We start from the raw sequence: 13,881 nt of genomic DNA, 5'->3' as shown, positions 1-13,881 counted from the left end.
ATGGAACCCATTATTAAAGTTATTATTCCAGCATATAATGAGGAAGACTCAATTGCTAAAGTAATTAATGATATTCCTAAAAATGTAGATGAAGTTATTGTTGTTAGTAACAATTCTACTGATAAAACCGAGCTAAATGCTAAAAATGCTGGAGCCACTGTACTAAAAGAAAACAGAAAAGGTTACGGGTATGCTTGCTTAAGAGGAATGGAACACGCTGCTAATCAAGAAACAAAGCCTGATATTATCGTTTTCTTGGATGGCGATTATTCTGATTATCCTGAACAACTTACCGAAATCGTCGCTCCAATACTAAATGATAACATCGATTTTGTAATTGGTTCTAGAGTAAAACGACTACGTGAAAAAGGATCAATGACTCCACAACAAGTATTTGGTAATTGGTTAGCTACTTTTTTGATGAAGTTATTTTTTGGTGCAAAATTTACCGATTTAGGTCCGTTTAGAGCTATAAAATACGAGAAATTGTTAGCATTAGAAATGGAGGATAAAACATATGGGTGGACTGTTGAAATGCAATTAAAGGCAATAAAAAGAAAATTTACTTACACAGAAATACCCGTAAAATATAGAAATAGAATTGGCGTTTCTAAGGTTTCAGGTACCGTAAAAGGAACTATATTTGCGGGCGTAAAAATTTTAAGTTGGATCTTTAAATACAGTTTTAAATAATGATTCTCGAATACATTATTATTAGTCTCTACAGCATTTCATTACTGCTGGTTTTTATGTACGCGTTAGCTCAATTGAATTTATTATTCAATTATTTATCTTCAAGAAAAAAAGCAGATCAATCTGAAACTTTTGATTTATCTAAAGAAGAAGAAGTTCCGTTTGTAACAATTCAATTACCTGTGTATAATGAATTGTATGTTATGGAACGATTGTTAGATAATATTGCTGAGTTAAGATATCCAAGAGAAAAGCTAGAGATTCAAGTTTTAGATGATTCTACTGATGAATCTGTAGAAACTACTGCGGCTCATATAAAAAGACTTCAAGAAACTGGTTTAGATATACAACATATTAGGAGAGAAAACAGAATTGGGTTTAAAGCTGGTGCCTTAAAAGAAGGATTAAAATTTGCTAAAGGTGAGTTTATAGCCATTTTTGATGCTGATTTTTTACCAAAACCTTGCTGGTTAGAAAAAACTGTTATCTATTTTAAAAACCCTGAAATTGGTGTTGTACAAACGCGTTGGGGACATATAAATAGAGATTATTCTACATTAACTAAAGTGCAGGCTTTTGCTTTAGACGCTCACTTCTCTTTAGAACAAGTTGGACGAAATAGTAAAGGTCATTTTATCAACTTTAATGGTACTGCTGGGATTTGGCGTAAAGAATGTATTATCGATGCAGGAAACTGGGAAGGTGATACTTTAACTGAAGATCTAGACTTAAGTTATAGAGCACAGCTAAAAAAATGGAAGTTTAAATATCTTGAGGATGTTGTTACTCCTGCGGAACTTCCTGTTGTTATTAGTGCTGCAAGATCGCAACAATTTAGATGGAATAAAGGTGGTGCTGAAAACTTTCAGAAAATGTTGATGAGAATCATTACTAGCAAGAATGTAAACTTAAAAACTAAAATTCATAGTGTACTACACCTTTTAAATAGTTCTATGTTTACTTGTGTGTTCTTAATGGGTGTGTTAAGTATTCCTATGTTATATATTAAAAACGAATATGCTCATTTAAGAATTTATTTTCTTATTATGAGTTTCTTTGTAACTAGTACTGTTATATTTTTTATATGTTACTGGTTTATGTATAAAAGAACTTTTGGGGGAGGAATCGTTAGTTTTATAAAATATATAGGTGCCTTTTTTACGTTCTTTTCTATTGCAATGGGATTCTCTTTACATAATACTATTGCTGTTTTGGAAGGTCATTTTGGTAAAAAAAGTGAATTTGTACGTACACCTAAATTCAACATAAAATCATTAAAAGATAGCTGGAAAAACAATAAGTATATTAAAAAAAGACCTTCTTTAAATGTTATTATTGAAGGAATTTTAGCCTTATACTTTGCTTTTGGTTTATACAGTGCTTTTATTGTTGGTGATCAAGGTGGTGACTTTGGACTATTTCCTTTTCATTTGATGTTATTTATTGGCTTTAGTTACGTTTTCTTTAAATCTGTTTTTTCAAAAGCGTAATGATTAACAAGAAGTATTCTTTCATAACTGTAACTGTAATTTCTTGTGTACTTTATTACCTTTTTGCATATCACTTAGAAAGAACTTCTTTTTGGAAACTAACAACTATTTGGACTGGTTTATTTTTATGTTATTTATTCATAGTTAACAAAAATTATTCTTTCAAGAGCTTAGCTATAATAGCAGTACTTTTCAGATTGATATTCTTGCTTGCAATCCCTAATTTATCACAAGATTTTTATCGGTTTATTTGGGACGGAAGAATGATTTTTGAAGGATTAAATCCTTACATTTTTTTACCTCAAACGTTTATAGAAGATGGTTTCCATTTAATTGACCAAGCTGAAGAACTTTATGCGGGAATGGGACCTATGAATGGAAGTCATTACACCAACTATCCTCCATTGAATCAGTTTTGTTTTTATATAGCCGCTTTATTTTCAGGCACTTCTATTTTAGGTGCAGCCATAGTATTTAGAATACAAATCATTTTAGCTGATATTGGTATTATATATTTTGGCGCAAAACTGCTTGAAAAAATTGGCTTACCTAAAAAGAGGATTTTTTTATACGCTCTGAATCCTTTTATAATTATAGAACTTTCGGGTAATTTACATTTTGAACCTGTAATGCTCTTCTTTTTAATAGTATCGCTATATCTTTTTCAAAGAAAAAAATGGGTTTTAGCAGCTTTTATGCTGGCATTTTCAATCAGTGTAAAATTGATACCACTTCTATTACTCCCAATATTTATAAAAAGATTTTTATTAAAAAAAGGCAAGCTTGATTGGGAAAAAAACATTAGCAAACTGTTATTATTTTATGTAATTGTCCTAAGTACAACACTAATTCTATTTTTGCCATTTCTATCAAAACTTTTAATAAAAAGCTACAGTGACTCTGTTGGTTTATGGTTTAGATCTTTCGAATTTAATGCTAGCTTTTACTATATTTTAAGAGAAGTAGGATATTTGTTTAGAGGTTATAACGAGATTGCTATCATAGGTAAAATAGCGCCCTTTTTAACCATTATTTTTCTAGTATATATAAGTATAAAGAGAAGAAACAATTCCGTTCAAGAGATTATTACTTCAATGCTATTGGTGCTTTCTTTTTATTACTTTACAACTACTACTATGCATCCTTGGTATTTAGCTACATTGGTTGTTTTATCAATCTTTACTAGGTATAATTATCCTTTAATTTGGTCTTTTGTTATTATTTTAAGCTATCAAGCGTATGCTAATTCTCCTTGGAAAGAAAACTTATGGTTTGTTTCAATTGAGTATTTAATAGTCTATAGCTTTTTACTATATGAAATAAAAAAACCCACTCAAAAATTGAGTGGGAAAAATTGCTATGAAAAAGAAAAAGAAAGTGGTTTATAACCACAAAACAAATATATAGTATAAATCTCTCCTTCCAAAATAAATTAACAATAAATTCTTATTTTTTTAACATTACCTGACCATCTTCAAGGACGTATTTTTCTCCTGTTTCTGGGCATATAGCTTGTCTATCTTTATCAAAATGCAATCGATGACCATTTTTACTTACCCAACCTATCGGTTTTGAAGGATTGCCAACTACTAAAGAATAAGGAGCAACATCTTTAGTAACCACCGCACCTGCACCTATCAGGGCATATTCACCAATGGTAATACCACAAATAATAGTTGCATTAGCACCAATGCTTGCACCTTTTTTTACCAGTGTTTGTTTAAATTCATCTTTTCTATTAACGGCACTTCTTGGGTTAATAACATTAGTAAATACCATGGATGGTCCTAAAAAAACATCATCCTCACATATAACTCCTGTGTAAATAGAAACATTATTCTGAACTTTAACATTATCTCCTAAAACAACCTTGGGAGAAACTACTACATTCTGACCCAAATTACACCTTTCACCAATGGTAGCGTTTGGCATTATGTGACTGAAGTGCCATATTTTGGTTCCTTTACCAATTACACAACCTTCATCTATCACTGTAGTTTCATGTGAAAAAAAATCATTTGTTTTGCTCATATAACAAAATTAAAAAACTCAATCGAATGATTGAGTTTTTTCTATTTATTCTACCATAAAACTTATAGGCAAGGTATATCGTACATTAACAGCTTTATCATTTTGAATACCAGGTGTTAATTTAGGAATTTTGCAGATTATTCTATTTGCTTCCTTTTTTAATGTAGGATGTGGTGCTCTAATTTGAACATCTTTAACTAATCCATTTTGATCGATGACAAACTGAGTAATAATTTTCTTCTTACCACTTCTTAATCCTAATTCATTTGCTAAATCAGTATTAAAGTTTCTAAGTACTAGCTCCTTCATCTTTTGTTCAAAACACTTTCGATTTTCTACTTCTGATAAGCCTTCACAACCTTTAAAAACAGGTGCTTTTTGCACATTATTTATTGAAACTGGTCCTGTTGGTTTAGGCTCTTCTTTTTTAGGTGTCAAAGGAAGATTGGTTACAACAACCGGAGTATTATCTGGAACAACAATATTAGGTTCATCAACTTGGGTTGTTGGTGTTTCTTTAACCGGTTTAAAATCAATTAAAGGTGTAACTCTAGGTATAACTCTTGGCTGAGTTTGTTGAACTTTAACAATTTTAGGAATTTTAGTAAACACTGACATTGTATAAGTAGTATTATCCTTCTCTGGAAATACATCAGTAATTGTTTGAGCTTTTTTCTCAGTTTGATGTTCAAGTGTAACAAAAACAACAAAAAGGACCAATACCAAACCTAATTGCATAAAAATGTTAGAAAATTTTTCAAGCTGTTTTCTTGGGTGCTTTTTAGACTTTTTCATAATGTAATAGTTTTAAATTAGAATATATAAAGTCCAAAAAACATGCCATAAAAAAAGCAGCTCAAATGAGCTGCTTTTGAAATATAGGAATATAAAATTATTCTACATTAAATGTAATAGGTAACGTATAACCTACTCTAACTGCCTTACCTCTTTGGCGTCCAGGCTTCATTTTAGGTAATTTCTTTACGATACGCTCTGCTTCAGTTTTCAATCTTGGATGTGGAGCTCTTGCTTGAATACTTGTTATAGAACCATCTTTATCAATTTTAAATTGAACATAGATTCTTTTCTTACCTGATGGTAAACCTAATTCATTTGCTAATTCAGCATCAAAATATCTTTGAACGTGTTTAGCCATTTTATCATTCAAACAATCTTTCTTTTGTTGATTTGTTCCAGTACATCCAGGAAATACAGGTACATCTTCAATAATAGAGAAAGGTACATCTTCTATTACCTCTTCTTCTTCTACTGCTTCAACGATTTCCTCAACCTCAACTGATTCAGATTCATCAGTTTCAGTAGATTCAATAACTGTTTCTTCGATTTCCTTATCATCTTCAACAACCTCAATTTTTTCAGGTGTTGGTGGTGGTGGAGTTGCTGGAGGTGGTGGTGGAGGTGGTGGAGCATTAATTACTAATGTTTCATCTTCAATCTCATTTCCTAAGTCCGCCACACCTAAATCACCGTAAGTTTTATCATAAGTCTTGTGCTCAATTGCAACATACGTTACAAATAAAGCCAAAACTAAACCTAGCTGAATGAACAACTTACTGTAGTTTTCTAGGTTAAATTTTGGATTTTTCTTTATTTCCATCCTAAAAGTTTTTAAAAGGTTTGCTAATTTAAGTAAATTATTTCGACTTATACAAGCTATTTAACAATTTGAAATGCTTTTTTTCTATGTATTTATAAGCCATTAAAGCTAATAGTGCTCCAAATGTATTGGCTAACATATCAACATAATCAAAAGTTCTGTAATCAGTTAACACAGATTGAAGAACTTCTAAAAGAATTCCATACAATACAACAATTGTAACAACTTCAAATTTCGTGCCCTTTTTTTTGATTGATAGCAACCATGAAAAACAAAGTACAAAATAGGCTATTGTATGTTCAACCTTGTCTAAATATGTGAAATTTATTGGTTGACTACCTATTTTAATCAAACTTAAAATAGCTATTGTTATTGTAATAACTATTGCAAAATATATGGTTCTACCCTGCAATAATTGCTTTATAAGCTTCAGCATCTAGTAAACCATCTATTTGTGAGCTGTCAGAGATATTTACTTTAATCATCCATCCTTCTCCGTAAGGATCTGAATTTACTAACTCAGGTTCATCTTCAAGCTTTTCATTAAACTCAACTATTTCTCCAGATAATGGCATAAATAAATCTGAAACTGTTTTTACTGCTTCAACAGATCCAAATACTTCTTCAATTTCTACAGTTTCATCTAATGTATCAACATCTACATAAACGATATCTCCTAATTCGCTTTGAGCAAAATCAGTAATACCAATAATAGCAACATCTCCCTCTACTTTAACCCACTCGTGGTCTTTAGTATACTTTAATTCAGCTGGAATATTCATTTGTAATTTTATTTAATATGTTTTATAGTTTTTAATTTCCTAAGTTATATACAATGTTAAACCCTGCATTAATAGATTGGCGAGGGAAATTGGTTGAAATAGCATAATCAAATGTATTATGATTATAATAGAAAGAAGCTCGTAAACTCCTACTCAAATTATAATCTGCTAAAAACTTCAAACCAAATAATCGCTCTCCTCCAGTAATTTGATTGTTCTGCTCGTCTACCGATCTAATTAATGTTAAGTTATCTCTTAAAGAAACATCGGCTCTTAAATTTATATCTCCTTTTAACGTTTCTTTCTTTCCGGTAATATGCGTTACCATTTTAACATCTTTAATACGATATCCTAAACCAAAAATAAACTCTGTCCCTTTAATATCTGTTAAGGTATTATTATTAAAATTCAAGTTTAAACTCCTATCTTTCTTAATCTCTCCTCGTAAAGAAAAAGAGTTTCGCATTTTCATATCCACTTTAATTAATGGTGAAAACTCATCTATTAATGTCGCCGACGAAATTAATAATTCTGGTTGATAATTTCCAGAATTATTTACATTTGGAACACCAACAACAGATCCATTTGGATCATATTGTAAATTGTTAGTAAAGTTGACTATTGTATAAGACGATTTGTAACTATGAGATAAGGTAAATGATGAGAAGTTTTTCTTAAACCATTTAAACTTCATTAACCCATTATAACGCATTGTCCAGTTTGGTAATGGTATATTTCTAAAAATTCCTGTACTCGCTGAATTAACATTTGTACCCGAATACGCAGCTAAAAATGCTGGTAACATTACTTGCTGACCATTTGTTTTGTATCCTGCATTTGTGTTAGCCGGATCTGAATCGTTAGGGAATGTTGGATTTTGATTTCCAATACGATTAGCAATAATCACTCTATTGTCTAAAAAGTTTTGATACAATTGATCTGCATCTGTAAACATAGTTCCTAACATAAAATGACTAATACTGTAGTTACCCGTTTCAAATGCTTTTAAATCTGGATTTTGAGCAGTTCCTGTTGTATAATTAACAATATCTAATTGTTGCGTTGTGTTAGATGTTTTAATTCTGTTACCTCTTAAATCAATGGTAAAATCGTTAAGTGGTTTTATAGAAATATTGTAATCTAAATTATCATTTCTAGTTCTACCGTAATTTTTATTGAAATAATCTGCTCCTTCATCCCTTGTTACTAACCATCCATTAGATATCGCTTCTCGTAACATATCTGTTTGGCTACCAAATACAAATCCTAATGTTGGCGCTACACTTCCATTAAAATTACTTCTTCCTAAAAATCCTACTGAAGGTCTGAAACCTTGTAATAATGTTCCACTTTCTCTAGTAAAATTAATTTTAGCAGTTTTAACAGAAGTTAGAACATCGTAAGTTGCTTTTAAAAGTTTCTTACCAAATGAAGCATTTTTTTTAAGTTTTATCGGTTGATTACTTGTTCCTTTACTTCCTAAAGCAACACCTTTATTCTGATTTGCCACTGGTTTTTGGTTTTTCTTAAAAAATAAATCTTCTAAGCCTATTGTTTTGTAAAAACGTTTGAAATCGATAGTGGCTCCAATAGCATGCTTGTTTGCATTCTGAATCATGTTACCAACTTTATCTTCTATACTTACCTCAACAGGAGTTCCGTTAACATCCTCTGTAATGGTACTTCTAGAAGATGCTTGCCAATCAAAATCTGCAGTATAACCATAATCTGAAGTAATAAAACTTAAATAAGGTAATTTATTAATTGGTACTTTATATGTTGCATTTAAGGTTTGGTGATATTGATTTCTTCGTCCAAACGTAAAGAATTTATCAAAAATTTCAAGCTTTTCATCCTGTCCAAAACTGTCGTAAATGTAATTGTTAGTTGCATTAAAGTTTAATTGCAATGACTTTGTCAAATCAAAACCAATCGTATAATCCCAATCAAATAAAAATCTACGTTGTATTAATTCTGGCTGAGCAGTTAATCCTTCAATTAAGTTTCTTGATTGTTGTAAATTATAATTTCTGTTGATTTTAGAATTTATTGCTACGTTTTTAGGAACCGGATTAAAGTTTAAATCCTTAATAAAACGCCAATATTTTCCTTTGAACTTCTCTGATTTCTTAAACGGTTCAATTACAAAAGGACTGAAATTGAAGTTGTAATTAACTCCAGCCATTAAATTTTGGTTTACGAAACGTTCGATGTTATAATCCTTATGAAACTCTTCACTAAACGAATAAGAAACTGCTACGTTTTCTACATCATAAAACTTAGGTTTTTTATCGCTTTTTGGACTCCTATTTTTCTTAACGTTTATAAAACTGATGCTTTTTCTTCTTGTATAATCTTGAGCGTTTTCTGCATTTCTTTTTGCTTGATCAGAACCTCTTGATTTAGCTTCTGAAAGAATTACATCTTGGTATTGAGGATCAAATTTAGGATCTATAAACTCTTCGCCATAACTATAACTCATAGGTACCTGCATGTTCCAGTTTTTAGGCATCATTTTTCCTAATTGAACATTTGTAGATACATTATACTGCTTTTGCTCTTCCAAACTTCTTTCTTGCACACGTTGATCAACATTACCAAAACCTACTGTAGACATTCTACCTGCCAATGATAAATCAATAACATCTGCAAAATTGGTGTCAGCATTTAAAACTGCAGCCCAACCTCCTTTGTTATCAAAACCAACTGCACGTAATTCGTTAAACCAAACCTCAACACTTCTATCATTAATAGTGGTGTTTTTAACTCCCAACATAACCGTTCTAACCTGAGCTAAGGTTGGATTTCCTTTTACTTTAATTAGTAAACCGTTTGATGCTGTTCCTGAATAAATATCAGAAGCAGAAACACTAGCGCCATCTCTATCTAATTTTAACGTAGATAAATCTGTCATTAAAATATCTAAGTTATTCTCTTCTGGCCAAACCTCTAACGGAGATGAACTTGATGTAGATAAATTTAATGGTTTTTCAATTTCGTAATAGTTTTCATTTAAGTCGGTTCCTAAACGGATGATTGCAGACATGTCTCCATTTGAAACAGTTTTTCCAGGAATTTGTTCTGCATGTAAAAACATTCGTAAGTTCTTATAACGACGTAAATCGATACTAATATTTTTAAAGATTGCTCTTGCTTTTCCTGGCTCTAAATCGTTAACTGTTATGGTAGAAGATTGTTCATTTTGACGTTGAATTCTGTTTGTTCCTTGTAACTGCTCTCTCGTAATTCCTGGAGGTAATTCATAACGATCATCATTTTGCTCGATACTTACTACTCCAACCTCAAAATTATTAAGTTCAGTATTATTTAAATCTTGCTCAGGAATTGTTGGGTCTAAGGTTCTAGTATAACGTCTCCAATCTCCACGCACTAATTCTAACTCAGCAAAACGCATTACTACAGGCATGTTAAACTCCGTTAAATACATACGCATAAAACGGATGCTGTTAAAATCGGTAATACCTCCAACCGCTTGAGTAAACCCATTTCGAACTGGAATTCTAAATTGATACCATTTAGTGCTTCTTGATTCTCCATTAGGCAATGTAATAGGTTCAGATTTTACATCTACAATAAAGTTAGTCCCTTTTACTAAGTCATTTTTCTTTAATGAAACTTCGTACTCAAAATAAGCACTTACAGGATCCATTGTTTGGTCTCGGTTTAAATCTTCAGCATCAGGATAGGTAGAACCTGACGTTGGAAAATCTTCTCCAGACTGATCTGTGGTTGGTGAGTTTCCTTCTGTACCGTTATAATTTTTGTAACGAGTTAGAATAGATGCATTGGTAGCATCTAAGTCACTCCCCCTAAAAAACTGGAAATTATCTCCAGATAAGTCATCTCTATTTAACCTATTTACATCAATATTTATAGGCAAGTTAGGATCATTGTTTATTCTATCTATTAAAATTTGTTCTTGACTATCAGATAAACCATCTAAACCAATATCTTGCTGTGTTCTTTCATCTGCATCAGCACTAAAAGCATACAATATAGATGGGTTTCTCGGAACGGTTCCCATATTAGTCTCTAATTGTGGAGATGGGTTTTGAGTTGTTGATAATCCATTCTCAAATTGTTTTTGAGAGTCTCTTAAAATATCTTCAGATATACTTCCTAAGTTGATGAATAACTTTCCTTGGTTTATAGTATTTTGAGGATCTACTCCAGATGGCAGACCTTCTTCAGTAGTAATTGAGTATCCTTCGTAAGGATCCATCAGCCAAAACTGAATATATTCTACGTTCGCTTGCTCAAAGTTATTGGTGGTTGTTAAAGCACGCATTATTCCTCCCCAATTCTGACTCGGATTTGAAAAAGTTCCATCTCCATTTAATTCTCCTGTTTCAGTATTAAAGTTATAAGGACCTCTTTGATTAGGGAAATATGCTAAGTCTAATGTACGAACTAAGTTTAACTGTGTAATATCTAAATCTGTATTAGGAAATAATTCAGAAAAACTAATCTGACGCACTTCATTTCTAGACAATTCAATATCATTAATATTAGATGGTCTATTGGTGCTATTTGAATAGAACAATTGATCAATACTATACCAAGATAACTTACCTCTTCTAAAATTGTATCTTGGATCATTTGTTGCTTCAGCAAAAGGTTGAGATAGTGGAGTACTCGCTAAAAACCATTGTTGAGGCGCTGTTAAGTTGATCGGAATTTGTGTCGCTTCAAAATCATCTAAATATGAAGTAGCTGTACCATTAACGTCAATTCCACTAGGAGAACCTGGTAATAAATACGCCATGTCTGCACGAACTGATATATTTGATGGAGCATCTGTTTCTACAAAAGGAAGTTTATTAACTAACTTCGTAAAATAAGGTACTTCCGAAGAGAAATCTAAATTAAACCCTAACATTACATTATCGATAGGTTCTGCTCCGAAATTTACTTTTGGTGTAATTGGTCGTTCACTTACATTTAAAAACGTTCCACCGATAATAAAGTTTTCATTTATTTTATGCTCGATGTCAACTCCTAAAAATGTCTTGCGCTGTTGATTAAAAAAGGTGTTATTTTCTACCGATGCATTAATTGGCACTCCTGATGCTTCTAATCCCGGATCTAAAATTTGAACACGTCCGAGTTGATAATCCACTACATAATCTACACCTTCTACTAATGTTCTTCCTCCTGCCGAAACTCTTACAGAACCTCTAGGAATGTTGGAAGCTCCTAAAGAAATTCCCCTGCTCGCTTCCGACTTGAAATACCCTTTTAAGAAAAACTTATCTTTATTTTGAAACTCGTTTTTTGCTTGAATTTTAGTAGTTAAGTATAAATCTTTAAACAAATATTTAGATTGATCTGTAGCATCTGTAATTTTTGCTTCCAAATCAATACCAAATGGTTCTGCTTCTGGAAAATAAATTAATCCTTTAGCTGAGTTTACCGTAATTCCTTCTACATAATCAAAGAAACCATCTCCGCCATCTACTTTAAACTGACTTTGATCTAACTTATCAATATTAAATAAATTGATTAGGGTTCTGTTTTGTAAATCTAGCTGCTGAGCATTTTGTAACGTATTTTGTAAAATCCCTGTTTCATCATCACGATACAATAATTCAAAACGAAAACCTTCTTGTCGCAACGGATAAGCTCCTAAAGCATATACGTTTTTCATCATCAATCGCCATGTAGGAAATGGAATAAACTCAGTCCCAACTTGACGTTTAGTAGTTAAAATTTCACTACGTAATAGTTTTACTGCAATGTTTGCAGGAGCGTTAATTCCGTCATTCGAAAATTCTCCTACTTTAAAAACAGTTTCATTATTTGATGCACCAACTACTGTATATTCATACGATACTGCTAAAACTTCTCCATCGTTTAGTCTTCTGTTTAATGAGATAAAACCTAATTGAGGATGTAACGTATATTCATTAGGCTGTAACTTTCTAGCGTTTTGTAAATACGAATAATCTCTACCTTGAATCATTTCAACAGGAAGAGAACCGTCCAAAGTTCCCACCTCACGGATTCCAGATCCAGGCGCTAATAAAGCGTTAATATCATTTACTCCATTGTAAGGAATCGGACTTCCTTGAACATTAATAGGGTTGTTAACTACATCTACATAATCTTCTTGTGCTGTACCAGAAGTGAAATCGGCACTAACCATGTTGTCTAAATCAGATTCTCCAATATCAGCAAATGCTACAATACTTCTATAGTCTTGAACATTTTGATTTCTATTAGTTACCCAAACTTCTATTCGGTTGATATTTATCGGACTGCTTACAAGCGGATAGTTAGCTAACGCCTTACTATAATTTTCTCTAAAATATTGCGATAAGAAAAAGTGTCTATCATTGTCATAGTCGGTAACACGCAACTCGAAAGGTTCAATTACAGCTCCACCTTCGGCAACCACATTTCTAGATTGAGAATTTTGTTGAGAGAACGCTGTTCTAATTGTTGTTTTTCCAAATTGAAAATCAGCACGAACTCCAAACAACGCTTGAGCCCCATTAATTAAAGAGTTTTTAATCGGTAAGTTAACGTTACCTGCATCTATCTTTTGAATAATATCATCTTCTGTTGGCGAATATTCAACTTTTATGATATTCTGAAAATCGAAGGTAGATTGTGTATCATAATTCGCAGTTACTTGTAAACGCTTTCCAACTTTTGCTTGAATACTGGCACTAATCTGTTGATCAAAATCAAATGTAAAACTACTTTGATTTTCAATAGAAACTTGAGGGTTTTCAGTATTTTGATAAATACCTCCTAACTTAATACTAATTTGTCCAGTAGGTATTACCTCTACCTCATTTCCGCCAAAAACTGATTCGAAAAATTTTGAGTTAACGTAATATTTAGGAAGTAAGTTTTTTCTTTTATTATCGTTTCCTTTTTTGTTCGGATTTGTTGCGTCTACTTTCTCTTTAAAATACGATTTTAAATCATTTTTAAGTCTGTACTTATCATACTCTCTTGGCGTTAAGTAAATTGGAGTTCCGATTACGTAATTTCCAATTTTCTCAACAATTACAAACTTGTTAATTGACTTGTCGTATCTAACTTGTATATCTGTTGGATTATTTAAAAAAAGATGTCCTTTTTGGTCAAAATTAAAATCATACTTTAAAGGAATGATGGTATCTTTTTTTGTAGAAATAGAGTCTTTTTTATTTGTGTTTTGGGCAAATGAAACAACACTTACTAAAAAAGCAAGTGCTGTAAAAAATCTATTACGAAAATATTTTCTCAACTTCTT

General features: G+C 31.7%; 9 protein-coding genes. 3 read left to right on the top strand and 6 right to left on the bottom strand.

Translation table 11 applies throughout. From position 1 onward, the window contains the following. Genes EV195_RS01335 through EV195_RS01325 form a run of 3 tightly spaced genes read left to right on the top strand, consistent with a single transcriptional unit; the run spans window position 1 to window position 3,571 of the window. Window positions 1–693: a glycosyltransferase family 2 protein gene (locus EV195_RS01335; RefSeq protein WP_132791838.1), complete on the top strand. Its 693-nt coding sequence runs from the start codon at window positions 1–3 to the stop codon at window positions 691–693. Beyond that, on the top strand, window positions 693–2,183 hold the full coding sequence (locus tag EV195_RS01330) for a cellulose synthase family protein (protein WP_132791835.1): 1,491 nt from the start codon (window positions 693–695) through the stop codon (window positions 2,181–2,183). Before EV195_RS01335 ends, EV195_RS01330 begins: the two co-directional genes overlap by 1 nt. Continuing rightward, a complete protein-coding gene (locus EV195_RS01325; protein WP_132791832.1) occupies window positions 2,183–3,571 on the top strand; it encodes a mannosyltransferase in 1,389 nt (462 codons plus the stop codon). Before EV195_RS01330 ends, EV195_RS01325 begins: the two co-directional genes overlap by 1 nt. A gap of 58 nt (window positions 3,572–3,629) precedes the next feature. On the opposite strand, the gene EV195_RS01320 is transcribed toward EV195_RS01325, so the two are convergent. The 6 genes from EV195_RS01320 to sov all read right to left on the bottom strand — a co-directional run bounded on the left by EV195_RS01320 (window position 3,630) and on the right by sov (window position 13,875). Continuing rightward, on the bottom strand, window positions 3,630–4,214 hold the full coding sequence (locus EV195_RS01320) for an acyltransferase (RefSeq protein WP_132791830.1): 585 nt from the start codon (window positions 4,212–4,214) through the stop codon (window positions 3,630–3,632). A 45-nt stretch (window positions 4,215–4,259) separates the two neighbouring features. Continuing rightward, the gene (locus EV195_RS01315; protein WP_132791828.1) at window positions 4,260–5,009 is read right to left on the bottom strand and encodes an energy transducer TonB; all 750 of its coding nucleotides are present in this window, start codon (window positions 5,007–5,009) and stop codon (window positions 4,260–4,262) included. A 97-nt stretch (window positions 5,010–5,106) separates the two neighbouring features. After that, a complete protein-coding gene (locus EV195_RS01310; RefSeq protein ID WP_132791825.1) occupies window positions 5,107–5,832 on the bottom strand; it encodes an energy transducer TonB in 726 nt (241 codons plus the stop codon). 37 nt (window positions 5,833–5,869) lie between these two features. Beyond that, window positions 5,870–6,268 (bottom strand): VanZ family protein, encoded by a 399-nt coding sequence (locus EV195_RS01305; protein WP_132791823.1) that lies wholly within the window; start codon window positions 6,266–6,268, stop codon window positions 5,870–5,872. Then, window positions 6,234–6,614, bottom strand: a complete 381-nt coding sequence (gcvH, locus tag EV195_RS01300) for a glycine cleavage system protein GcvH (protein WP_132791821.1) — start codon at window positions 6,612–6,614, stop codon at window positions 6,234–6,236. The genes EV195_RS01305 and gcvH overlap by 35 nt, the downstream gene beginning before the upstream one ends. A 31-nt stretch (window positions 6,615–6,645) precedes the next feature. Then, window positions 6,646–13,875 carry a T9SS outer membrane translocon Sov/SprA gene (gene sov / locus EV195_RS01295; RefSeq protein ID WP_132791818.1) on the bottom strand — a complete coding sequence of 2,410 codons (7,230 nt, stop codon included), beginning with the start codon at window positions 13,873–13,875 and terminating at the stop codon, window positions 6,646–6,648. Window positions 13,876–13,881 lie beyond the last annotated feature (6 nt).

Origin of the sequence: Tenacibaculum skagerrakense, from assembly GCF_004345825.1 — a bacterium.
In the GTDB taxonomy this organism is placed as follows: domain Bacteria; phylum Bacteroidota; class Bacteroidia; order Flavobacteriales; family Flavobacteriaceae; genus Polaribacter; species Polaribacter skagerrakensis.
This window is presented reverse-complemented; position numbering and strand designations above follow the sequence as displayed.